This is a genomic window from Streptomyces sp. CS113, from assembly GCF_002188365.1.
GTDB classification, from domain to species: Bacteria; Actinomycetota; Actinomycetes; order Streptomycetales; family Streptomycetaceae; genus Streptomyces; species Streptomyces tendae.
In genome coordinates, this window is the sequence record NZ_KZ195574.1 from 2775146 (window position 1) to 2799499 (window position 24354).

At 72.7% G+C, this 24354-nt stretch carries 15 protein-coding genes; 10 read left to right on the forward strand and 5 right to left on the reverse strand.

Features of this window, described 5'->3' with window-relative positions; all coding sequences use genetic code 11:
• Window positions 1-4: 4 nt before the first annotated feature.
• Genes B9W62_RS11865 through B9W62_RS11880 form a run of 4 tightly spaced genes read right to left on the reverse strand, consistent with a single transcriptional unit; the run spans window position 5 to window position 3642 of the window.
• Window positions 5-724 carry a response regulator gene (locus tag B9W62_RS11865; RefSeq protein WP_306426451.1) on the reverse strand — a complete coding sequence of 240 codons (720 nt, stop codon included), beginning with the start codon at window positions 722-724 and terminating at the stop codon, window positions 5-7.
• On the reverse strand, window positions 714-1967 hold the full coding sequence (locus tag B9W62_RS11870; protein WP_256976285.1) for a sensor histidine kinase: 1254 nt from the start codon (window positions 1965-1967) through the stop codon (window positions 714-716). Before B9W62_RS11870 ends, B9W62_RS11865 begins: the two co-directional genes overlap by 11 nt.
• Window positions 1968-1993: 26 nt before the next feature.
• On the reverse strand, window positions 1994-2743 hold the full coding sequence (locus B9W62_RS11875) for an ABC transporter permease (RefSeq protein ID WP_087807150.1): 750 nt from the start codon (window positions 2741-2743) through the stop codon (window positions 1994-1996).
• The gene (locus B9W62_RS11880) at window positions 2740-3642 is read right to left on the reverse strand and encodes an ABC transporter ATP-binding protein (RefSeq protein ID WP_179235440.1); all 903 of its coding nucleotides are present in this window, start codon (window positions 3640-3642) and stop codon (window positions 2740-2742) included. The genes B9W62_RS11875 and B9W62_RS11880 overlap by 4 nt, the downstream gene beginning before the upstream one ends.
• Before the next feature lie 171 nt (window positions 3643-3813).
• On the opposite strand from B9W62_RS11880, the gene B9W62_RS11885 reads away from it, so the two are divergent.
• The 7 genes from B9W62_RS11885 (at window position 3814) to B9W62_RS11915 (ending at window position 16052) form a co-directional block, all read left to right on the forward strand.
• Window positions 3814-5682, forward strand: a complete 1869-nt coding sequence (locus tag B9W62_RS11885; RefSeq protein WP_087807152.1) for an ABC transporter ATP-binding protein — start codon at window positions 3814-3816, stop codon at window positions 5680-5682.
• On the forward strand, window positions 5679-7559 hold the full coding sequence (locus B9W62_RS11890) for an ABC transporter ATP-binding protein (RefSeq protein WP_087807153.1): 1881 nt from the start codon (window positions 5679-5681) through the stop codon (window positions 7557-7559). The genes B9W62_RS11885 and B9W62_RS11890 overlap by 4 nt, the downstream gene beginning before the upstream one ends.
• Window positions 7556-9394 (forward strand): ABC transporter ATP-binding protein, encoded by a 1839-nt coding sequence (locus B9W62_RS11895; RefSeq protein WP_087807154.1) that lies wholly within the window; start codon window positions 7556-7558, stop codon window positions 9392-9394. The genes B9W62_RS11890 and B9W62_RS11895 overlap by 4 nt, the downstream gene beginning before the upstream one ends.
• Window positions 9391-11142 carry an ABC transporter ATP-binding protein gene (locus B9W62_RS11900; RefSeq protein WP_087807155.1) on the forward strand — a complete coding sequence of 584 codons (1752 nt, stop codon included), beginning with the start codon at window positions 9391-9393 and terminating at the stop codon, window positions 11140-11142. Before B9W62_RS11895 ends, B9W62_RS11900 begins: the two co-directional genes overlap by 4 nt.
• A gap of 293 nt (window positions 11143-11435) precedes the next feature.
• Complete coding sequence (locus B9W62_RS11905) at window positions 11436-13490, forward strand: M4 family metallopeptidase (RefSeq protein ID WP_179235441.1); 2055 nt, start codon at window positions 11436-11438, stop codon at window positions 13488-13490.
• Window positions 13491-13812: 322 nt separating this feature from the next.
• Window positions 13813-15462 (forward strand): M4 family metallopeptidase, encoded by a 1650-nt coding sequence (locus B9W62_RS11910; RefSeq protein WP_087807157.1) that lies wholly within the window; start codon window positions 13813-13815, stop codon window positions 15460-15462.
• 80 nt (window positions 15463-15542) lie between these two features.
• Complete coding sequence (locus tag B9W62_RS11915) at window positions 15543-16052, forward strand: DUF1990 family protein (protein ID WP_087807158.1); 510 nt, start codon at window positions 15543-15545, stop codon at window positions 16050-16052.
• A 40-nt stretch (window positions 16053-16092) separates the two neighbouring features.
• Here the strand turns inward: B9W62_RS11915 and B9W62_RS11920 are convergent, their stop codons facing one another.
• A complete protein-coding gene (locus tag B9W62_RS11920) occupies window positions 16093-18711 on the reverse strand; it encodes a glycosyltransferase family 1 protein (protein WP_087807159.1) in 2619 nt (872 codons plus the stop codon).
• A gap of 368 nt (window positions 18712-19079) precedes the next feature.
• Here B9W62_RS11920 and B9W62_RS11925 point away from each other — a divergent pair, with 368 nt between their 5' ends.
• From B9W62_RS11925 to B9W62_RS11935, 3 genes are all read left to right on the forward strand, one after another.
• Window positions 19080-21152: an alpha-1,4-glucan--maltose-1-phosphate maltosyltransferase gene (locus tag B9W62_RS11925; RefSeq protein WP_256976286.1), complete on the forward strand. Its 2073-nt coding sequence runs from the start codon at window positions 19080-19082 to the stop codon at window positions 21150-21152.
• The gene (treS, locus tag B9W62_RS11930; RefSeq protein ID WP_087807160.1) at window positions 21149-22849 is read left to right on the forward strand and encodes a maltose alpha-D-glucosyltransferase; all 1701 of its coding nucleotides are present in this window, start codon (window positions 21149-21151) and stop codon (window positions 22847-22849) included. Before B9W62_RS11925 ends, treS begins: the two co-directional genes overlap by 4 nt.
• A 96-nt stretch (window positions 22850-22945) precedes the next feature.
• Window positions 22946-24340, forward strand: a complete 1395-nt coding sequence (locus B9W62_RS11935; protein ID WP_087807161.1) for a maltokinase N-terminal cap-like domain-containing protein — start codon at window positions 22946-22948, stop codon at window positions 24338-24340.
• Window positions 24341-24354: the final 14 nt, after the last annotated feature.

The window sequence follows — 24354 nt, forward strand, 5'->3', positions numbered from 1 at the left end:
CCGGTCAGCCGAGGATGCCCCGGTCGTACGCCGTCGCGACCGCCGCCGCGCGGTCCTTCACGCCGAGCTTGGCGTAGAGGTGGGTGAGGTGGGTCTTCACGGTCGCCTCGCTGATGAACAGCTCCCGCGCGATCTCCTTGTTGGAGGTGCCGCGCGCCACCAGGGCGAGCACCTCACGCTCGCGGGCGGAGAGGGGTTCGCCGCCGGGGGTCCTCGGGGCGCGGACCGCGGAGACCAGCCGGGAGGCGATCGCCGGGGAGAGGACGGTGCGCCCCTGGGCCGCCGCGCGCACCGCGGTGAACAGGTCGTCGCGGGGGGCGTCCTTGAGGAGGTAGCCCGTCGCGCCGGCCTCGATCGCGGGCAGGGTGTCGGAGTCGGTGTCGTACGTGGTGAGGACGAGGACCTTCGCGCGGGCGCCGCGCCGGGTCAGCTCCCGGATGGCGTCCACGCCCGAACCGCCCGGCATCCGCAGGTCCATGAGGATCACGTCGGGGTCGAGCACGGCGGCACGTTCCAGCGCCTCGGCGCCGCCCGCCGCCTCGCCGAGGACCCGGAAACCGGGCGCGGACTCGAACATGCCGCGCAGACCGTCGCGGACGACGGGGTGGTCGTCGACGACGAGCAGCGAGATCACGGCGTCGCCGGTCGTGGTCTCGCCGGTCCCGGTCTCGCCGGTCCTGCTCTCGCCGGTCCTGGTCTCGTCGGTCGTGGCGTCATCGGTCATGGCGGACCAACGGTACGCGAGCCGAGACGGCCGTGCCGTGCCCCGGTTCCGCCTCCACCGTGAGCGAACCGGCGATGCGCTCGGCGCGGGCCCGCATGCCGTCGAGGCCGAAGCCGCCGCCGGGGCTGCACGCGCGCGGGGTGAGCGGGTCGAAGCCCCGGCCGTCGTCGCGGATGTCGAGGGTGACCTCGTCGCCCATGTAGGAGAGGGTGACGCCGACCCGGTCGGCGGCGGCGTGCCGGGCCGTGTTGGACAGGGCCTCCTGGGCGATGCGCAGGAGCGTGGCGGCGACCTCGTCGTGGAGGTGCTCGGCGGTGCCGGTGACGGTGAACCGGGCCTGGACGCCGGTGCTTTCGCCCCACTGGGCCACCGTCTTCTCCAGCGCGTCGGGCAGTCCGTCGTCGGCCAGCGCGACCGGCGACAGGTTGTGCACGGAGCGACGGGCCTCGCCGAGGCTGTGCCGGGCCAGGGCGAGGGCCCGGTCCAGGTGCTCACGGCCGAGGTCCTGGTCGGGGGCGGCCGCCACGACCTGGAGCTGGGCGATGATGCCGGTCAGGCCCTGGGCGAGGGTGTCGTGGATCTCGGCGGCCAGCCGTCTGCGTTCGTCGGCGACGCCGGCCTCCCGGGCCTGGACGAGGAGCTGGGCGTGAAGGGCGGCATTCTCGTCGAGGGCCTGCTGGAGCGCGGTGTTGGTGCGCTCCAGTTCGGCGATGGTCCGGACCCGGGCGCGGCTGCGGGCCTCCTCCGTCTCGGCGAGGCGGGCGAACACCACGAGGAGCACGACGTTGACCGCGAGGATCGCGCCGAACAGCATCCACCCCGTGGAGTCGTCCGGCGGCATCCCGCCCGACTGCGAGCCCGCGATCGTCACGGCCGTCAGGAAGAGCCCCGCCTTGAGCAGCCGGGGCGTCAGGAGCCGGTCCCCGCCGAAGTAGCCGGCGTAGGCGTAGAAGCCGAAGAGCGGGTTGAGCCAGGCCAGCACGAAGGCGACGGCGCAGCGCACGAAGTAGAGGCACCCGCTCACCAGGTTCGGCCCGGGGCGGCTGCGGGCCGTTCTCGTCCACCACAGCTGCGCGCCGACCGCGACCGCGATCAGGGCGGCCGCCAGGTACCACTCGGGCGCGGTCATGCCGACCAGGTCGGAGGCGGCCGCGGCGACGGCCGTGCCGACGGCGAGCAGGCCGTACGGCCCCCACTGGTGGAACGCCGTCCACTGGCGCTCGACGGTGCCTGCTTCGGTCATCGGGCCAGTGTCGTCCATCGGCACGTTCAGTCCCAGCGGAACCAGCGCGTGGCCGCCGACGTGAGCAGCACCGTCCAGGCCACCAGCACCGCCAGGTGGGACCAGCCGGGCCAGTCTCCGGCGGCGGCCTCGTTGAGGGCCTGCGCGGCCGCGCCGAAGGGGGTCCAGCCGACGACGCGGGCCAGCAGGTCCGGCATGGCCTGCACCGGCAGCCACACCCCCGCGCAGAACATCGCCGGGAAGAGCGCGGCCGACCCGAGCGCACCGGCGATCTTCGTGGTGCGGGAGAGCGCCGAGAGCACGGCGCCCAGGGAGAGCGCGGCCGCCACCGCGAGCAGCAGCGCCAGGAGGTAGCCGAGGGGCTGCTCGGGCAGGCCCACGCCGAAGGCGAGCCGTCCGACCGCGAGCGCGAGCAGCGCCGAGACCAGGGCGCCCGCGCCGCACACCACCATCTGCGCGGACAGCAGCGCCGCCGGACGCACCGGGGTGGCGGACATCCGGCGCAGGATGCCGCGCTCCCGGTAGCCGGTGAGCACCTGCGGCATGCCCTGGAGACCGCCGACGGTCAGTCCGAGCAGGACGGCCACCGGTACGTAGGCGTCGACCGGGCGCAGTCCGTCGAAGGAGGGGTCGGCCTCGCGGAAGGAGGGGATGGAGCCGAGGATCACCAGCAGCAGGGTCGGGAACACCAGCATCCAGAACAGGGCGCCGGGTTCGCGGCGGAACAGGCGCAGCTCGGTCCTCAGGACCGCGGTGTCGAAGACGTCGGTGGTCATGCGGTGGCCTCCGTGAGGTCCAGGAAGGCGTCGTCCAGCGTGGTGTCGGTGACCCGGAGCTGGTGGGCGGTGACGCGGGTGCGGGCGAGCAGGGTGATGACGGCGTTGACGGTCTCGTCGGTGCCGGACAGGGTGACGCGGCCGTCCCGGTACTCGGCGGAGGCGAGTTCCGGCAGCGCCCGCAGGTCCGCCTCGTCCAGCGGCGCGGACGGGGTGAAGCTGATGACGGTGCCGCCCGCCGAGCGCCGGATCAGTCCGGCCGGGGTGTCCAGCGCGGCGATGCGGCCCCGGTCGATCACCGCGACCCGGTCGCACAGCCGCTGGGCCTCCTCCATGAAGTGCGTGACCAGCAGCACGGTGACGCCGCCCGCGCGGATGTCCTCGATCAGCTGCCAGGTCTCCCGGCGGGCGCGCGGGTCGAGGCCGGTGGTCAGCTCGTCCAGGACGACGACGCGGGGGTCGCCGACCAGCGCGAGCGCGATGAACAGGCGCTGCTTCTGGCCGCCGGAGAGCCTGGCGAAGCGGGTGTTCAGCATCGGGCCGAGGTCGAGCCGCTCGGCGAGCGGACGCCAGTCGGCCGGTTTCGGGTAGAAGGCGGCGTACAGCTCGAGGGCCTCGCGGACGGTGAGCTTGGGCTGGATCTCGCTCTGCTGGAGCTGGGCGCCGAGGACCTCGGCGACCCGCCGGTGGTCGGCGACGGGGTCGAGGCCGGTGACCCGGACCCGGCCCGCGTCGGGGACGCGCAGTCCCTCGACGCACTCCACGGTGGTGGTCTTGCCGGCGCCGTTGGGGCCGAGGACGCCGAAGATCTCGCCCTCCTCGACACAGAAGGACACACCGTCGACGACGGGACGGCCGCCGTAGGACTTGTGCAGGTCGGTGACTTCGATGACGGGCATGGCACCAGCGTCCCGGCCGGCCCCGGTCCGGCACATCGGCCGACGCGCTCGAAGGCGCATCAGCCGATCGGTGGATGCGCCGGTACGACCCCGGCGGGGCTTCCGTACGACCCCGGGCGGGCCGGAAAACTCGGTGGGCACTGTCAGTGGCAAACCGTAGGCTCGCTGCTGATGCCCACGAAACCTGCCCCCGCCACGGATCTCGCCCCGGACGCCGCCCCGGACCCCGCACCGGACGCCGCCGAGAAGCGTTCCACCGTACGTGCCCTGCTGCGGCTGTGGCCCTATGTACGGCCGGTGCGCGCGCGGTTGGGGACGGCCGCGGTGATAGCGATCCTCGCCTCCTGCGTGGGGCTGGTGATCCCGCTCGTCCTGAAGTGGATGGTGGACGGACCGGTCGCCGACCGCGATCCGGCGGGCGTGTGGCTCGGAGCGCTGTACCTGCTGCTCCTCGGGCTGGCGGAGGCGCTGCTGTTCGGGTTGCGGCGTTGGCTGGTGGCCAGGCCGCTGGCGGGCGTCGAGGCGGGCATGCGGGCGGATCTCTACCGGCATCTGCAACGGCTGCCGGTGGCCTTCCACGATCGCTGGGCCTCGGGGCAGTTGCTGTCGCGCGGGACGACCGATCTGATGCTGCTCCGCATGTTCCTCGCCTTTCCGCTGACGTTCCTGCTGGTCAACGGCGTGACGATCCTGATCGGCGTGGGCATCATGCTGGTCCAGGACTGGACGCTGGGGCTGGTCGTCCTGGGGCCCGCCATCCCGGTGATGATCACTTGCGGGATCTTCGAGAAGAAGTACTCGGCGGTGGCGCGGCGCGCACAGGACCAGGTCGGGGATCTGACGACCGTGGTCGAGGAGAGCGTGCTCGGCATCCGGATCATCAAGGGCTTCGGCCGCCACCGCAGCCAGGCCCGTGCCTTCCACGAGCTTTCCCACACGCTGCGCGGCACGGAGCTGCGCAAGGCGCGGCTGCTGGCCGCCATCTGGGCGGTCATCGTGACGCTGCCCGAGGTGGCGATCGGGGCGGCGCTGGTGGTCGGGTCGGTGCAGGTGGCCGACGGGGCGCTGTCGGCGGGGACGCTGGTGGCGTTCCTGTCCACGGCGCTGGCCCTGCGGTGGCCGGTGGAGTCCATCGGCTTCCTGCTGGCGATGAGCCAGGAGGCGGCGACGGCCACGGACCGGTACTTCGAGGTGATGGACGCGGAGGTCGAAACGCGGGGTCGCGCCGGTGACCCGGCGCCGGTGCGGGGCGGCGGGGAGCGCGGGGGCGGGCTGCGGTTCGAGCACGTGCGGTTCCGCTATCCCGACGCCGCCCCCGGCTCCCCGCCCCTCCTGACGGACGTCGACCTGCACATCCGTTCCGGCGAGTCCATGGCCCTGGTCGGTGCCACCGGCAGCGGCAAGACGACGCTGACCGCGCTCGTGCCGCGCCTGCACGAGGTGACCGAGGGCCGGATCACGCTGGACGGCGAGGACATCACCGCCCTGTCCCGCGAGGAGCTGCGCGCGATGGTCGCCGTGGCCTTCGAGGAGCCGACCCTCTTCTCGGCCACCGTCGGTGAGAACGTGCTGATGGGCGCCGGTGCGGGCGCCGGCGACGAGGAGCTGGACCGGGCCCTCGCCGTCGCGCAGGCCGACTTCGCGCACGCGCTCCCCCAGGGCACCGGCACCGAGGTCGGCGAGCAGGGCCTGAGCCTCTCCGGCGGCCAGCGTCAGCGCCTCGCGCTCGCGCGGGCGGTGGTCGGCAGACCGAGGTTCCTCGTCCTGGACGACCCGCTGTCCGCGCTGGACGTGCACACGGAGGCCGCCGTGGAGGCCGCCCTGCGGCAGGTCCTCGCGGACACCACCGCGCTGATCGTGGCCCACCGCCCCTCCACCGTCCTGCTCGCCGACCGCGTCGCCCTGCTGTCCGAGGGCCGCATCGCCGCCGTCGGCACCCATCACGAACTGCTGCGCACCAGCCCCGAGTACGCCCATCTGATGTCCGGGCTCGACGGGTCCGGGAACGCCGGGGGAACCCAGGAAGGGGACGGCCGATGACCGCGCCCACGGCCACCGCGCCGGACCGGGAACAGCCACGGGACCCGCGGCCCGGGGACCCGGCCGGGGCGGCGGCCGGCACCGCCGACGACGGCTTCGACCAGGACGTCCTGCCCAGCCCGCCGGGCGCGACCGGCGCCCTGCTGCGCTCCCTGCTGGTTCCCATGAAGGCCCGCGTCGCCCTCACCGTCTTCCTCCTGCTGCTCCAGCAGGCGGCCGTGCAGGCGGGTCCGCTGCTGGTGGCGTACGCCATCGACCACGCCGTGCCGGCGCTGCGGGACGACGACCACGGCCCGCTGGTCGCGGTCGGCGCCGGGTACCTGCTGTGCGCGCTGGCGGCGGGCGGTCTCCAGTACGCCTTCATCGCGGCGGCGGCCCGGGTCAGCCAGGACGTGCTGCTCGACCTGCGCGGCCGTATCTTCCGGCACGCGCAGGCGCTGAGCGTCGACTTCCACGAGCGCTACACCTCGGGCCGCCTCATCTCCCGTTCCACCACGGACGTGGAGTCCCTGCGCGAGCTGCTCGACGAGGGGCTCCAGGAGCTGGTGACGGTCATCCTGTCCTTCGTCTACATCGCCGCGCTGCTGCTCTGGCTGGACTGGGGCCTGGGCGCCGTGGCGGTGGCGTCGTTCGTGCCGCTGTACGCGCTGGTGCGGCTCTACCAGCGGCGCGCGGGGCGGGTGTACCGGAAGCGGTCCACGGCGATCGCGGCGGTGATCGTGAAGTTCGTGGAGACGATGAACGGCATCCGGCCGGTGCGCGCCTTCCGCCGGGAGGCCGCCAACGACGCCGACTTCGCGGTGCTGAACCACCGGCACGAGCGGACCAACGGCGACGCGCTGCTGGAGATGGCGCGTTACGTGGTGGGTTCCCGCCTGGTCGCCAACACGGCCGTCGCGGGCATCGTGCTGTGGGGCGCCTACCGGGTCGCCGACGGCACGCTGGCGCTCGGTGTGCTGGCGGCGGCGGTGCTGTACCTGCGCCGGCTGTACGACCCGATCGACCGGCTGGGCATGTTCCTGAACTCGTACCAGTCGGCGGCCGCGTCGCTGGAGAAGATCGCCGGGCTGCTGGCCCAGACGCCGTCGGTGCCGGAGCCGGCCGCGCCGAAGGAGCTGCCGCCGCTGGAGTCGGCGCACCCCGGCCGCGAGGTCGTCTTCGACGCGGTGAGCTTCGGCTACCGCACCGGCGGCGAGGTGCTGCCGCGCTTCGAGCTGACGCTCCCGGCCGGGCAGACGGTCGCCGTGGTGGGCTCGACCGGTGCGGGCAAGTCGACGCTGGCCAAGCTGCTCGCCCGGTTCTACGACCCCTCCGCCGGGCGGGTCCTGCTGGACGGCACCGACCTGCGCGAGCTGGCCGTGCCGGAGCTGCGGCGCGGGGTGGTGATGGTGACGCAGGAGGCGTTCCTGTTCTCCGGCACGGTCGCCGACAACATCGCGATCGGCCGGCCGGAGGCGACCCGGGAGGAGATCGAGCGGGCCGCGAAGGCGATCGGCGCCCACGACTTCATCGCCGCGCTGCCGGACGGCTACGACACGGACGTGCGCAAGCGGGGCGGCCGTATCTCGGCCGGCCAGCGCCAGCTCGTGGCGTTCGCGCGGGCGCTGCTCGCGGACCCGGCGGTGCTGATCCTGGACGAGGCGACCAGTTCGCTGGACATCCCCGGGGAGCGGGCGGTGCAGCGGGCGATGGCGACGGTGCTGAAGGGGCGTACGGCGGTGGTCATCGCGCACCGGCTGTCCACGGTGGAGATCGCCGACCGGGTGCTGGTGATGGAGCACGGCCGGATCGTCGAGGACGGCGCCCCGGACGAACTGATCGCCGGTACGGGCCGGTTCGCGGATCTGCACCGGGCGTGGCGGGACAGTCTGGCGTGAGGATCGACGCGTACGAGGACCCGGGTACTCCGGACCGCCGGGGCGGCTGGCGGTACCTGGGCTGGCTGGTGCGGCGGCAGTGGCCCCGGTGCCTGGCGGGGGCGGTGCTGGCCAGTGTCTGGATGGTGCTGCTGGCGGCGACGCCGTATCTGATGGCCCGCGCCGTCGACCACGGCCTGGAGCCCGGTGACATGGGCGCGCTGGCGGGCTGGACCGGCGCCATGGTCGCCGTCGGCGGGGTCAACGCGTGGCTGGGCGTGCTGCGGCACCGCACCATGACGAAGGTGCGGATGGACGCCAACTTCCGCACGGTCAAGGTGGTCGTCGGGCACGCCACCCGGCTCGGCGCGACGCTGCGCGGGCAGGTGGGGACCGGTGAGGTCGTCACCATCGGGGTGGGCGACGTGCAGACCATCAGCACCTCCCTGACGGCCGTGGGACCGGGCGTCGGCGCGATCGTCGCCTACGCGGCGGTCGGCGGGCTGATGCTGTCGGTGTCGACCCGGCTCGCCCTGGTGGTGCTGCTCGGGGTGCCGGTGCTCGGGGTGCTCCTCGGCCCGCTCATGGGACGGCTTCAGGGCAGGGAGGCCGAGTACCGCGAGCGGCAGTCCGTGCTGACCGCGCGGATCGGCGACCTCGCGGGCGGGCTGCGGGTGCTGAACGGGCTGGGCGGCAAGGGCCTGGTCGCGGACGCCTTCCACCGGGACTCGGGCCGGCTGCGCGAGCAGGGCTACCGGGTCGGCGCGGTGACCAGCTGGATCCAGGCCCTCGGTGTGGGGCTCCCGATGCTGTTCCTGGCCCTGGTGACCTGGCTGGGCGCCCGCCAGGCCGCGCAGGGCCACATCAGCGTGGGTGAGCTGGTCTCGGTGTACGGCTATGTCGTCGCGCTGGGCTGGCCGGTGGCGTTCCTCATCGAGATGGGCCACCAGCTCAGCCGCGGTGTGGTGGCCGCCCGCCGCGTCGTCGCCTTCCTGCGCCTGGAACCGGCCCCGGACGAAGGCACCCGGGACGCCCCCGCGGAACCCTCGGTGCTGTACGACCCGTCCTCGGGCGTACGGATCACCCCCGGCCGCCTGACCGCCCTGGTCGCCTCCCGCCCGTCCGACGCCACCGAGATCCTGGACCGCCTGGGCCGCTACACCCCGTCAGACGCGACCTGGGGAGACATCCCCCTGGCCGACATCCCGCTGACACAGGTACGGTCGCGCATCCTGGTCGCCGACCCGGAGGCCGACCTCTTCGCGGGCCCCCTGAGCGCTGTCATAGGCGATGAGGACACGCCGGCCAGGGGCGCGGGCAGTGTCGATGTGCGGCTCCGCCGCGTGGGCGCGACAAGCCACAACGCACCCGCAGACGCACAACCACCCACCCGGGCGGATGAGTCGGCGCACCTCACCCAGGCCATCCACGCGGCCGCCGCCGAAGACATCATCCGCGCCCTCCCAGACGGACTGAAAACCCCGGTCGCGGCCCAGGCCCGCGACCTGTCCGGCGGACAACGCCAACGCATCCGCCTGGCCCGCGCCCTCCTGACCGACCCCGAGATCCTCCTCGCCGCGGAACCCACCTCCGCCCTGGACGCCCACACGGAAGCCACCGTGGCCGACCGCCTCAAGCAGGCCCGCCGGGGCCGCACCACCGTCCTCGCCGCCACCTCACCGCTGCTCCTCGACCGCGCGGACGTCGTGCACCACCTGGTCGACGGCAAGGTCGCGGCCACCGGCACGCACCGCGAACTCCTGGACACCGAACCGGGGTACCGCGCCCTGGTCGCGCGGGACGACGAGGGCGCCGGGGACACCGAGGGCGCCGAAGAAGGGGAACCGGCCCGATGACACAGCTGCCCGTCGCCGAGGGCGCCGACGTCCGCCGGGCCGCGGTCGACCTCGTGCGCACCGACCGGAGGTCCTTCGCGGTCGTCCTGGGTCTCAACGCCCTAGCCGCGCTGGCCGGTCTCGCCGGTCCGTGGCTGCTGGGCCGGATCGTCGACGAGGTGCGCGGCGGGGGCGGGGTGGACGCCGTGGACCGGATGGCCCTCGCCATCCTGCTGTGCTCGCTGGCGCAGTTGCTGCTGGCCCGCTGGGCGCGGTACGTGGGGCACCGGTTCGGGGAGCGGACGCTGGCCCGGGTGCGCGAGCGGTACGTGGAGCGGGCGCTGGCGCTGCCCGCGTCCGTGGTGGAGCGGGCGGGGACCGGGGACCTGACGACGCGCGGTACGGCGGACGTGACCGCGGTCGGCACGACGCTGCGCGACGCCGGTCCCGAGCTGCTGGTCAACGCGGTGCAGGCGCTGTTCCTCACGGGTGCGGTGTTCGTGCTCGACCCGCTGCTCGGCCTGGTCGGGGTGCTGGGGCTGACGCCGGCCTGGCTGGCGCTGCGCTGGTACCTGCGCCGGGCGCGGGCGGCCTACCTGGCCGAGGGCGCGGCCAACTCGGACGTCGCGGAGAGTCTGGCGGCCACGGTGTCCGGCGCCCGTACGGTCGAGGCGTTCGGGCTGGCCGAGCGGCGCGTCGCGACGAACCGCGGGGCGCTGGAGGTCTCGCGGCGCACCCGGTTCCGGACGCTGTTCCTGCGCAGTGTGTTCTTCCCGGCGGTCGACGTCTCCTACGTCCTTCCCGTGGCGGGCGTGCTGCTGCTCGGCGGGGTCCTGCACGCGCACGGTTCGGCGAGCCTCGGCGCGGTGGTGTCCTGCGCCGTGTATCTCCAGCAGCTGGCGGGACCGCTCGACGAGGTGCTGATGCGGGTCGAGCAGTTGCAGGCCGGTTCCGCCTCCTTCGCCCGGGTGGAAGGACTGGCGCGGGCCCCGCGGGCGACGGCGGACGAGTCGGCGGTGCCCGTGGACGACCGCATCGACGTGTCCGGGGTGCGGTACGCCTACGACCGGGGCGGGGAGGTGCTGCGCGGGGTGGACCTGACCGTGCGGCCGGGGGAACGGCTGGCGGTCGTGGGGCCGTCGGGGGCGGGCAAGACCACCCTGAGCCGGCTGCTGGCGGGCGTCGACGCGCCGACCCGGGGCTCGGTGACGGTGGGCGGGGTGCCCGTGGTCGCCCTGGGTCCGGAGCGGCTGCGGCGTCAGGTGGTGCTGGTCACCCAGGAGCACCACGTGTTCCTTGGCACCGTCCGCGACAACCTCCTGATCGCCGAACCCACCGCCGGGGACGAGGAGTTGTGGGCGGCGCTCGCCGCGGTGGGCGCCGAGGGGTGGGTGCGGGAGCTGCCCGGGGGCCTCGGTGCCGAGCTGGGTGCGAAGGGCCATTCCCCGGACGGTTCGCAGGCCCAGCAACTGGCCCTGGCCCGGGTGGTGCTGGCCGACCCGCACACCCTGATCCTGGACGAGGCGACCGCCCTGCTGGACCCGACGACGGCCCGGCACACGGAGCAGGCGCTGGCCGCGGTGCTCAAGGGCCGTACGGTCATCGCCATCGCGCACCGCCTGCACACCGCGCACGACGCCGACCGGGTCGCGGTGATGGAGGACGGTCTGGTGACCGAGCTGGGCACGCACGACGCGCTGGTGGCGGCGGGCGGGGCGTACGCGGCCCTGTGGGGTTCCTGGCACGGGGAACCGGCCTCCGGTTACTGACTGGCCGGACAGTAACGGGACCGGCACGGCAACGATTCCGTTTATCGAACGTGAACGCCCGGTCAACGAACCATTTCCAGCCAACTTAGTGACGCGCCCCTGACAAGTAGCGCTTTCTCCTGCCAGTCTTCCGTCGGCCCTTCACAGCGCCCCCACTGCTTCCCCACGAGTGCTGTGCGGCGGCCGGCTCGTAGCACGTGGTTTCTGCGTACCGCACAGTTCCGCCCGGTCGGCCACCCGCCGGCCGGTCTCCCCTGGCCGCGCGACCCGCGGCCGCGCAGAAGGAGTCAGTGTTGAGCAGCAGTACTCCCCACAGACGCACCTCCCACACCACCTCCCCCGCCTCCTCCCGCCGCGCCACGCACCGGCGCGCCGCGGCCGTCGCGCTGGCCGGTGTCGCCGCGCTGATCGCCACGGCGGTCCAGTCCGGCACCGCCACGGCGGCCCCCGACCCGTCGCCGGCCAAGGGCAACGAGCTGGTCAAGCTCAGCCCGTCCCAGCGCGCCGAGCTGATCCGCGACGCCGACGCCGCCAAGGCGAAGACGGCCGACGAGCTGGGTCTGGGCGCCAAGGAGAAGCTGGTCGTCCGGGACGTGCTCAAGGACCGCGACGGCACCCTGCACACCCGCTACGAGCGCACCTATGACGGCCTGCCCGTCCTCGGCGGCGACCTCGTGGTGTCCAGTGAGGCGGGGAAGACGGAGCAGGTCGTGAAGGCCGCCGCGAAGGCGATCAGGCCCGCGACCGTCACGCCGAAGATCTCCGCCGCGAAGGCCGAGTCGCAGGCGGTGTCGGCCGCGAAGGCCGCCGGGGCCGAGCAGCCGGACGCCGACCGCGCCCCGCGCAAGGTGATCTGGGCGGCGAACGGCACCCCCGTCCTGGCGTACGAGACGGTCGTGGGCGGCCTCCAGGAGGACGGCACCCCGAACGAGCTGCACGTCGTCACCGACGCCGCCACCGGCGCCAAGCTGTACGAGTACCAGGCCGTCGAGAACGGCACCGGCAACACCCTGTACAGCGGCACGGTCACGCTGGGCACCGCGCAGTCGGGGTCGTCGTACACGCTGACCGACACGGCCCGCGGCAACCACAAGACGTACAACCTCAACCGCGGCACCTCCGGCACCGGGACGCTCTTCTCCGGCTCCGACGACGTGTGGGGCAACGGCAGCGCCTCCAACGCGGAGACCGCCGGCGCCGACGCCCACTACGGCGCCGCGCTGACCTGGGACTACTACAAGAACGTGCACGGCCGCTCCGGCATCCGCGGCGACGGCGTGGGCGCCTACTCCCGGGTCCACTACGGCAACAACTACGTCAACGCCTTCTGGCAGGACAGCTGCTTCTGCATGACGTACGGCGACGGCTCGGGCAACGCCAACCCGCTGACGTCCATCGACGTGGCCGCGCACGAGATGAGCCACGGCGTCACCTCCGTCACCGCGGGCCTCAACTACAGCGGCGAGTCCGGCGGTCTGAACGAGGCCACGTCCGACATCTTCGCGACCGCGGTCGAGTTCTACGCCAACAACTCCTCCGACGTCGGTGACTACCTCATCGGCGAGGAGATCGACATCAACGGCGACGGCACCCCGCTGCGCTACATGGACGAGCCCAGCAAGGACGGCGCCTCCAAGGACTACTGGTACTCGGGGATCGGCGGGGTGGACGTCCACTACTCGTCGGGCCCGGCCAACCACTTCTTCTACCTGCTGAGCGAGGGCAGCGGCACCAAGACCATCAACGGTGTCTCCTACGACTCGCCCACCTCGGACGGCCTCCCGGTCACCGGCATCGGCCGCGCCAAGGCGGAGAAGATCTGGTTCCGCGCGCTGACCACCAAGTTCACCTCGACCACCAACTACGCGGGCGCCCGCACCGGCACCCTCGCGGCCGCCGGTGAGCTGTACGGCACCGACAGCGCCGAGTACACCGCGGTGGCGAACGCGTGGGCGGGCATCAACGTCGGCTCGCGGCCCGGCGGCGAGGAGCCCGGCGAGGGCACCACGTTCGAGAGCACCACGAACGTGAACATCCCCGACTACGGGTCCGCGGTGACCTCGTCCCTCACCGTCTCCGGACGCACGGGCAAGGCGCCGAGCAACCTTCAGGTGGGCGTGGACATCGAGCACACCTGGCGCGGTGACCTCCAGATCGACCTGGTCGCGCCCGACGGGTCGACGTACCGCCTGAAGAACAGCGGCTACGACCCGGCGGCGGACGTGCACGAGACGTACACGGTCAACGCCTCCTCCGAATCGGCCAACGGCACCTGGAAGCTGCGCGTCCAGGACCAGGGCCCGGCGGACACCGGCTACATCGACGCCTGGCGGCTCACCTTCCCGTAGGCCGGCCGGCCCGCGGGTGCGCCACCCCACGACAGGGCGCCGTTCCGGAGGTTCGAATCCTCCGGGGCGGCGCCCTCTCCATGTCGCCCCGACTGCCGTTTTTTGCCAAGCACTTACGCCTGCCTTGTTGCGGCTTGACCGAGGTCACACGGCCTTCACATTCCCGCAACAGACACCCGGACAGCGATTTTCGGCCAACATCATCACGTCCTCCTGACATGTACGCGCCTTCGATGTCAGTCTTCCGTCACCCACAGCACCACTTCGCAGTAACCGGCCGGACACCCCACGCCGTCCGGTACCCCCCACCGAAGGAGCTTGTGTGTCTTCCCTCTTCGCGCGCCACAAGCGCACCACCCTGGCCCTCGCCACCGCGGTCGCCGCCGGAGCGATGCTCACCACCGGCCTGACCGCGGGCAACGCCGCCGCGGACAGCACCGCGCCGTCGGCACTGCCCGGCGCCCCCGTCCTGCTGTCGGCCTCCGCCCGCGGCGCGCTCATACAGGAGCAGCAGGCCGACGCGGCCGGCACCGCCCGGCAGATCGGCCTCGGCGCCAAGGAGAAACTGGTCGTCAAGGACGTGGTCAAGGACCGCGACGGCTCCGTGCACACCCGCTACGAGCGCACCTACGACGGCCTGCCCGTCCTCGGCGGCGACCTCGTCGTGCACCGCTCGGAGTCCGGCGCCACCAGAGGCGTCACCAAGGCGACCAAGGCCGCCATCAAGGTGGCCACCGTCACCCCGAAGGTGAAGGCGGCCAAGGCCGAGCAGCAGGCGCTGTCCGCCGCCGAGGACGCCGGGTCGTCGAGGACCGCGGCCGACTCCGCGCCCCGCAAGGTGATCTGGGCCGCCGAGGGCAGGCCCGTCCTCGCCTACGAGACCGTGGTCGGCGGCCTCCAGGACGACGGCACCCCGAACGAACTGCACGTCATCACCGACGCCGCCACCGGCGCCAAGCTGTACGAGTACCAGGGCATCGAGAACGGCTCCGGCAAGAGCCTCTACTCGGGCACGGTCGAACTGGGCACCACCAAGTCGGGCTCGTCGTACCAGCTGTACGACACCGGGCGCGGCGGCCACAAGACGTACAACCTGGCCCGCAAGACCTCCGGCACCGGCACCCTCTTCACCGACGCCGACGACACCTGGGGCACCGGCGCCGCCTCCAGCGACCCGCAGGACCAGACCGCCGCCGTCGACGCCGCCTACGGCGCGCAGGTCACCTGGGACTTCTACAAGGAGAGCTTCGGCCGCAGCGGCATCAGGAACGACGGCAAGGCGGCCTACTCCCGCGTCCACTACGGCAGCAACTACGTCAACGCCTTCTGGTCGGACAGCTGCTTCTGCATGACGTACGGCGACGGCACGGGCAACACCAACCCGCTGACCTCGCTGGACGTGGCCGGGCACGAGATGAGCCACGGCGTCACCTCCAACACCGCGGGCCTCGAGTACAGCGGCGAGTCCGGCGGACTCAACGAGGCGACCAGCGACATCTTCGGCACCGGCGTGGAGTACTTCGCGAACAACTCCGCCGACAAGGGCGACTACCTCATCGGCGAGGAGATCGACATCAACGGGGACGGCACCCCGCTGCGCTACATGGACGAGCCCAGCAAGGACGGCGCCTCCAAGGACTACTGGGACTCCGGTCTCGGCGGCGTCGACGTGCACTACTCGTCCGGTCCCGCCAACCACTTCTTCTTCCTGCTGGCGGAGGGCAGCGGGGCACGCACGGTCGACGGGGTGGACTACGACTCCCCGACCCACGACGGCTCCACCGTCACGGGCATCGGCCGCGACAAGGCCCTGCACATCTGGTACAAGGCGCTGACCGAGTACATGACCTCGACGACCGACTACGCCGACGCCCGCGCGGCGACCCTGAGCGCGGCGTCCGACCTGTACGGCGCCGACAGCACCGAGTACAAGACGGTGGGCGCGGCCTGGACCGCGATCAACGTGAGCTGACCGCGGGACACACCGGCACAACACGGCGGGGCGGCACCCGGAACCAGCGGTTCCCGGGTGCCGCCCTACCCTTGGGACCCATGTCCTTCACGTACGACGACGTCGGCGCCACCCGCGAGCAGGGCCACTGCCCGCCCGGCTTCCGCCCCATGCACGTACGCACCCGCCTCGGGGAGGGCGAACCGGTCTTCCGGCGGGCGGTCGAGGCCGTGCTCACCTGGGAGATGCACCGCGAGATGGGCGTCGGCATCGACGCGAGCGCGGAGCGCGCCGCGCCCGGCGTGGACGTCACCGTCACCCTCGCCGGCATGATCAAGGCGCCCTGCCGGGTGGTGTGGACCCTGGAGGAGCCGCGCCGGGCCGGCTGGGCCTACGGCACGCTGCCCGGCCACCCGGAGTCCGGCGAGGAGGCGTTCGTGGTGGACCGCACCGGCGACGGCACCGTGTGGCTGACGGTGTCCGCCTTCAGCCGCCCCGCCAAGTGGTACGCCAAGGCCGGCGGACCGGCGGCCCGTGCCTTCCAGCACGCCTACGCCCGCCGGTGCGGCACCGTACTGCGGCGGCTGAGCGGCGGCGACGAGGAGGACTGAGCCCTCCTCGTCGCCCGCCACCCGGCCGCCGCCCCGGCGCTCACCGCATCAGCAGGCCCGCCGCCTCCACCAGGTCGCCCGAGGGCACGGCGACCAGACCGGTCTCCGTGCCGGACGCCAGCAGCCGGTGCGCGGGCAGCACCCGGACCGTGTAGCCGAACGGACCGGTGCGGTCCAGGGCGAGCGGGCCCTCGTACACCCAGCGGCCCTCCAGGTCGGGGCCGCCCACCGGTTTCAGCGGCACCTTCGCCGCGTCGGTGATCCGGTCCTCGGAGTCCACCCGGCCGGAGACCGCCTGCACCTCCACGTCCTCCGGCGCGAGGTCGCCGAGGCGCACCCGCACCCGCAGCGCGAGCGTGGCGCCGAGTTCGGCGGCGGCGGTGGCGGCGGACGTCTCCACGTGGTCGACGCTCACCCCCGGCCAGGCCGCCCGCACCCGCGCCTTCCACTCGGCGAGCCCGCGCGCGGAGTCCGGGTCCATCGCGCGGTGCGCCTCGGCGGCCGGGGCGTACAGCCGCTCGACGTACTCGCGGACCATGCGGCCGGCCAGCACCTTCGGGCCGAGCAGGCTGAGGGTCCGGCGCACCATCTCCAGCCACCGGTCGGGCAGCCCGCTCGCGCCCCGCTCGTAGAAGCGCGGGGTGATCCGCTGCTCCAGCAGGTCGTAGAGGGCGTTGGCCTCTATGGCGTCGCGCCGGTCCGGGTCGGTGCCCGCGCCGTCGGCGGTGGGGATCGCCCAGCCGAAGTCCGGCTGGTACCACTCGTCCCACCAGCCGTCGAGGACCGACAGGTTGAGGCAGCCGTTGAGCGCCGCCTTCATCCCGGAGGTGCCGCACGCCTCCAGCGGCCGCAGCGGGTTGTTCAGCCAGATGTCGCAGCCGGGGTAGAGCTTCTGCGCCATCGCCATGCCGTAGTCCGGCAGGAACACGATGCGGTGCCGCACCCGCGGGTCGTCCGTGAACCGCACCAGCTCCTGCACCAGCCGCTTCCCGCCGTCGTCGGCCGGGTGCGCCTTGCCCGCGACGACGATCTGGATCGGCCGCTCGGGGTGGAGCAGCAGGTCCATCAGCCGGTCCCGGTCGCGCAGCATCAGCGTGAGCCGCTTGTACGACGGGACCCGCCGCGCGAAGCCGATGGTGAGCACGTCCGGGTCCAGGGCGTCGTCGATCCAGCCCAGCTCGGCCGTCCCGGCGCCCCGCTGCCGCCAGGAGGCGCGCAGCCGCTCGCGCACCTCCTCGACGAGCTGGGCGCGCAGGGTGCGGCGCAGCTCCCAGATGTCCTGGTCGGGGATGTCGGCGACCGAGTCCCAGCGGTCCGAGCCGCCGACGGCCAGCGCGTCCTCGGCCCGCTGCACGCCGATCTGCCGGGCGCCGAGCCGGAACACCTCGGGGGCCACCCAGGTCGGGGCGTGCACGCCGTTGGTGACGGAGGTGATCGGCACCTCCTCGGCGTCGAAGCCGGGCCAGAGTCCGGCGAACATCCCCCGGCTGACCCCGCCGTGCAGCAGGGAGACCCCGTTGGCGCGCTGGGCCAGCCGCAGGCCCATCACGGCCATGTTGAACAGGTTCGGCTCGCCCCCGGGGTAGGTCTCCATGCCCAGCCTGAGGACGCGTTCGACGTCGATGCGCGGGAGTTCGGAGTCGGGGCCGAAGTGGCGGGCGACCAGCTCCCGGTCGAAGCGGTCGATACCGGCCGGGACGGGGGTGTGGGTGGTGAAGACGGTGCCGGCCCGCACCGCCTCCAGGGCGGCACCGAACTCCAGCCCCTCGTCGCACAGTTCGGCGATGCGTTCCAGACCGAGGAAGCCGGCGTGGCCCTCGTTGGTGTGGAACACCTCCGGCGCGGCGTGGCCGGTGAGCCGGCAGTACGTGCGCACCGCCCGGACACCTCCTATGCCGAGCAGCATCTCCTGGAGGAGCCGGTGCTCGCTGCCGCCGCCGTAGAGCCGGTCGGTGACGCCGCGTTCGCCGAGGTCGTTCTCCTCGACGTCGGAGTCGAGCAGCAGCAGCGGCACCCGGCCGACCTGGGCCAGCCAGATCCGGGCCCGCAACTCCCGGCCGCCGGGCAGCGCCAGGGCGATGTGCGCCGCGGTGCCGTCGCGCTCCTTGAGGGGGGCCAGCGGCAGCTCGTGGGGGTCGAGGACGGGGTAGTGCTCCTGCTGCCAGCCGTCCCGGGAGAGGGACTGGCGGAAGTAGCCGTGGCGGTAGAGCAGGCCCACGCCGACGAGCGGCACCCCCAGGTCGCTGGCCGCCTTGAGGTGGTCGCCGGCCAGGATGCCGAGGCCGCCGGAGTACTGGGGCAGTGCGGCGGTGATGCCGAACTCGGGCGAGAAGTAGGCCACGGCGGCCGGGAGTCGGCCCGGCTGGGCCTGGTACCAGCGGTCACCGCTCAGGTAGTGGTCGAGGTCGTCGGCCGCCGCGGTGAGCCGGCGCAGGAAGCGCCGGTCCCCGGCCAGCTCCGCGAGGCGCGCGGGCGGCACGGTGCCGAGCAGCCGTACCGGGTCGCGGCCGGACGCGGTCCAGCACTCGGGGTCGACGGACTGGAAGAGGTCGCGGGTCTCCGGGTGCCAGGACCAGCGCAGATTGCGGGCCAGATCACTGAGCGGCCGGAGGGGGTCGGGGAGAACGGGACGGACGGTCAGTCGACGGATCGCCTTCACCCGGACGACGTTACCGCGCGATGTGTCCCTTGTTGGGGCCTTCGCCCTGATCCGCCGGACAGACCTGACACCCTCGGCGTGTCGATATGGCCGGATCTTTCCCCCTCGGCCTTCTTGTGGCACTTCGGCCCGCACGGAAAGCTGCACATGTCGCGACGAACGCTGATTGCGGGAGCGGCATCCGGGAAAGCGACGGTCAGATCGCCGTGTGTGCCGCGTTGTCGACATACGCGCGAGTAGTTAACAAAGTGCCGGATTGCCCACCGGAAGAGTGTGGGAAGGCTCCTGCGGTACGCCCCGCACGCACCTCGCAGGACCCACCTCCCCAGAGTCATCCGCCCACCCAGTTGACGCGGACAGGAGCGGTCATGCCCGCCACGCACCACACGTCAGCATCCCCCGCCTCTCCGGCACCCCCGGCATCCCCGGCTGCCGGCCCGTCCCCCGCGCGGAGCGCCACGGTCGTCGGGCGCATCCCCGTCCTGGACGTCCGTCCGGTCGTCCAGCGGGGGCGCAGACCGGCCAAGGCCGTCACCGGCGAGTCGTTCGAGGTCTCCGCCACCGTGTTCCGCGAGGGGCACGACGCGGTGGCCGCCAACGTCGTCCTACGAGATCCGCGGGGCCGGCCGGGTCCCTGGACGCCGATGCGGGAGCTGGCCCCGGGCACCGACCGCTGGGGCGCCACCGTCACCGCGGGCGGGACGGGACTGTGGTCGTACACCGTGGAGGCGTGGAGCGATCCGGTCACCACCTGGCGGCACACGGCGCGGATCAAGATCCCGGCGGGGATGGACACGGAACTGGTCCTGGAGGAGGGCGCCCGGCTGTACGAGCGGGCCGCCGCCGAGGTACCGGGGAGCGAGGACCGGCGCGAGCTGCTGGCCGCCGTCGACGCGCTGCGGGACGAGGACCGGCCGACCGCGTCCCGGCTGGCGGCGGCGTTGACGCCGGAGGTGGACGCGGTCCTGGCCCGCCACCCCCTGCGGGACCTGGTCACCTCCTCCGAGCCGCTGCCCCTGCTGGTCGAGCGGGAACGCGCCCTGTACGGCGCCTGGTACGAGTTCTTCCCCCGCTCCGAAGGCACCCCCGACACCCCGCACGGCACCTTCCGCACCGCCGCCCGCCGCCTCCCCGCGATCGCCGCCATGGGCTTCGACGTCGTCTACCTCCCCCCGATCCACCCCATCGGCACCACCCACCGCAAAGGCCGCAACAACACCCTCACCGCCACCGCCGACGACGTCGGCGTCCCCTGGGCCATCGGCTCCCCCGAAGGCGGCCACGACAGCATCCACCCCGCCCTGGGCACCCTCGACGACTTCGACCACTTCGTACGGGAAGCCGCGAACCTCGGCCTGGAGATCGCCCTCGACTTCGCCCTCCAGTGCTCCCCCGACCACCCCTGGGTCCACAAACACCCCGACTGGTTCCACCACCGCCCCGACGGTTCGATCGCCCACGCCGAGAACCCGCCCAAGAAGTACCAGGACATCTACCCCGTCGCCTTCGACACCGACCCCGACGGCCTCCACGCCGAAACCGTCCGCATCCTGCGCCACTGGATGGACCACGGCGTGCGCATCTTCCGCGTCGACAACCCCCACACCAAACCCGTCGCCTTCTGGGAACGCGTCATCGCCGAGATCAACGGCACCGACCCCGACGTCATCTTCCTGGCCGAGGCCTTCACCCGCCCCGCCATGATGGCCACCCTCGCCCAGATCGGCTTCCAGCAGTCCTACACCTACTTCACCTGGCGCAACACCAAACAGGAACTCACCGAGTACCTCACCGAACTGTCCGGGGAGGCCGCCGCCTACATGCGGCCCAACCTGTTCACCAACACCCCCGACATCCTGCACGCCTACCTCCAGCACGGCGGCCGCCCCGCCTTCGAGGTCCGCGCCGTCCTCGCCGCCACCCTCTCCCCCACCTGGGGCATCTACAGCGGCTACGAACTCTGCGAGAACACCCCCCTGCGCGACGGCAGCGAGGAATACCTCGACTCGGAGAAGTACCAGCTCACCCCCCGCGACTGGACCCGCGCCGCCCGCGAGGGCACCACCATCGCCCCCCTCATCACCCGCCTCAACACCATCCGGCGCGAGAGCCCGGCGCTTCACCAACTGCGCGATCTGCACTTCCACCCCACGGACAAGGAGGAGGTGATCGCCTACTCGAAGCGGCAGGGGTCGAACACGGTTCTGGTGGTCGTGAACCTCGACCCCCGCCACACCCAGGAGGCGACGGTCTCGTTGGACATGCCGCAACTCGGCCTGGACTGGCACGAGTCGGTGCCGGTCCGCGACGAGCTGACCGGCGAGACCTACCACTGGGGCAGGGCCAACTATGTGCGCCTGGAGCCGGGCCGTACGCCCGCGCACGTCTGCACGGTTCTGCGACCGTCCCACCCGCAGATCGGAGGGTCACCCACCACATGATCGTCAACGAGCCCGTGCCGGACACCTTCGAGGACACCCCTGCCAAGGACCGGGACCCGGACTGGTTCAAACGAGCCGTCTTCTACGAGGTCCTCGTCCGCTCCTTCCAGGACAGCAACGGCGACGGCGTCGGTGACCTCAAGGGCCTCACCGCCAAGCTGGACTACCTGCAATGGCTGGGCGTGGACTGCCTCTGGCTCCCGCCCTTCTTCAAGTCGCCCCTGCGCGACGGCGGCTACGACGTCTCCGACTACACGGCCGTGCTGCCCGAGTTCGGCGACCTCGCCGACTTCGTGGAGTTCGTCGACGCGGCCCACCAGCGGGGCATGCGCGTGATCATCGACTTCGTCATGAACCACACCAGCGACCAGCACCCGTGGTTCCAGGAGTCCCGCACCAACCCCGACGGCCCCTACGGCGACTACTACGTCTGGGCCGACGACGACAAGCAGTTCCAGGACGCGCGGATCATCTTCGTCGACACCGAGGCGTCCAACTGGACCTACGACCCGGTGCGCAAGCAGTACTACTGGCACCGGTTCTTCTCCCACCAGCCGGACCTCAACTACGAGAACCCGGCCGTGCAGGAGGAGATGATCTCCGCGCTGAAGTTCTGGCTGGACCTGGGCATCGACGGGTTCCGGCTGGACGCGGTGCCGTACCTCTACCAGGAGGAGGGCACCAACTGCGAGAACCTCCCGGCCACCCACGACTTCCTGAAGCGGGTGCGCAAGGAGATCGACGCGCAGTACCCGGACACGGTGGTGCTGGCGGAGGCCAATCAGTGGCCGGAGGACGTGGTCGACTACTTCGGCGACTACGCCGCGGGCGGCGACGAGTGCCACATGGCCTTCCACTTCCCGGTCATGCCGCGCATCTTCATGGCGGTCAGGAGGGAGTCGCGCTACCCGGTATCCGAGATCCTCGCCAAGACCCCGGCCATCCCGTCCGGCTGCCAGTGGGGCATCTTCCTGCGCAACCACGACGAGCTGACCCTGGAAATGGTCACCGACGAGGAACGCGACTACATGTACGCGGAGTACGCCAAGGACCCGCGGATGCGCGCCAACATCGGCATCCGTCGGCGCCTGGCCCCGCTCCTCGACAACGACCGCAACCAGATCGAGCTGTTCACGGCCCTGCTGCTGTCCCTGCCCGGCTCGCCGATCCTCTACTACGGCGACGAGATCGGCATGGGCGACAACATCTGGCTCGGCGACCGCGACGCCGTCCGCACCCCCATGCAGTGGACGCCCGACCGCAACGCGGGCTTCTCGTCGTCCGACCCGGGGCGCCTCTTCCTGCCCACGATCATGGACCCGGTCTACGGCTTCCAGGTGACGAACGTCGAGGCGTCCATGGCGTCGCCGTCCTCGCTGCTGCACTGGACCCGCCGCATGATCGAGATCCGCAAGCAGAACGTGGCCTTCGGCCTCGGCACCTACACCGAGCTGCCCTCCTCCAACCCCGCCGTCCTCGCCTTCCTGCGGGAGTACGGGGACGACCTGGTGCTGTGCGTCCACAACTTCTCCCGGTTCGCGCAGCCCACGGAGCTGGACCTCAGTGCCTTCGGCGGGCGTCATCCCGTCGAGCTGTTCGGCGGGGTCCGCTTCCCGGCGGTCGGTGACCTGCCGTACCTGCTGACCCTGGGCGGTCACGGCTTCTACTGGTTCCGGCTGCGCAAGGACGCCGTCTAGATACCGGCCCCGTCCCCGGGCGGCGCGGTTTCCGCCGCTCCGCCCGGGGCACGCATCAGTAACCACCCCGACGATCCGGGGAAAGGACGCGACGACATGTCGGAAGCCGTCATACGCACCGGTACGAGCCCGCCCGGCCTCCTTGCGTCACTTGATCCACTGCTGCGGGAGTGGCTGCCGCGGCAGCGCTGGTTCGCCGGCAAGGGGCGCCCGGTCACCGGCTTCTCGCTGGTCGCGGCCACCGAACTGCTTCCGGCCGACTCCCGCCTCGGCCTGCACCACGTGCTGGTCCGCGCCCACCAGCGGTACACGCCGGCCGGTGGCGCCGCCGAGGAGCCCGGCGACTGCTACCAGCTCCTGATAGGCACCCGCGAGGCACTGCCGCCCCGGCTCGCGCCCGCGCTGATCGGGCATGTGGCCGAGGGCCCGGCGGCCGGACGCACCGCCTACGACGCCCTGTACGACACCCGCCCCGCCGAGGTGCTGCTGGAGGCACTGCGCACCCGGGCCCGCATCGGGGGCCTGCGCTTCGAGCGGGCACCGCAGGACGACATACGCGCCGGTCTGGTACCGCGGCTGATGACCGCCGAGCAGTCGAACTCCTCGGTCGTGTACGGAGATACGTTCATCCTCAAGTTGCTGCGGCGGATCGTGCCCGGCGTCAACCCCGACCTGGAGCTGCCGCTGGCCCTGGCCCGCGCGGGCTGCCCCCGGGTACCGGCACCGGCGGGGTGGATGGTGGCCGACCTGGCCGGGCGGTCCTGGGTGCTGGGCGTGCTCCAGCCCTATCTTCAGGGCGCGACCGACGGCTGGGAGCTGGCGCTGCGCGAGCTGGCCAAGGGCGAGGACTTCACCGCCGAGGCACGGGCGCTCGGGCGGGCCACCGCCGAGGTGCACACCGCGCTGGCCCGCGCGCTGCCGACCGCCACCCTCGGCCAGGCCCAGGTGCGGCAGCTCGCCGACGGCATGAACGGGCGGCTGGAGGAGGCCGCGCGGGCCGTGCCCCTGCTCCGGTCGTACGCGCCCGCGCTGCGGACGGCGTTCACTGCGCTGGCCGACCTGGCCGCCGAGGGCCGCACCTGGACCGCCCAGCGCGTCCACGGCGACCTGCACCTCGGCCAGTGCCTGCGCTCCCCCGACGGCGAGTGGTCGCTGATCGACTTCGAGGGTGAGCCCGCGAAGCCCCTGGCCGAACGCCGGCTGCCGCAGCCGGTGGTGCGGGACGTCGCGGGAATGCTGCGCTCCTTCGACTACGCCGCGCACTCGGCCGAGGTCCGCGTGCCGGGCTGGGCCGAGTCCTGCCGGGCCGCGTACTGCACCGGGTACGCGGAGGGCGGCGGCCGGGACCCGCGCACCGATCCCGTGCTGCTGCGCGCCTACGAGACGGACAAGGCGGTCTACGAGGTCCTGTACGAGGCCCGGCACCGTCCCGACTGGCTCCCGGTGCCCCTGGCGGCGGTGCGCCGCCTGTCCGTACCCGAGCCGGCCTGACGCCCCCGCCCGCC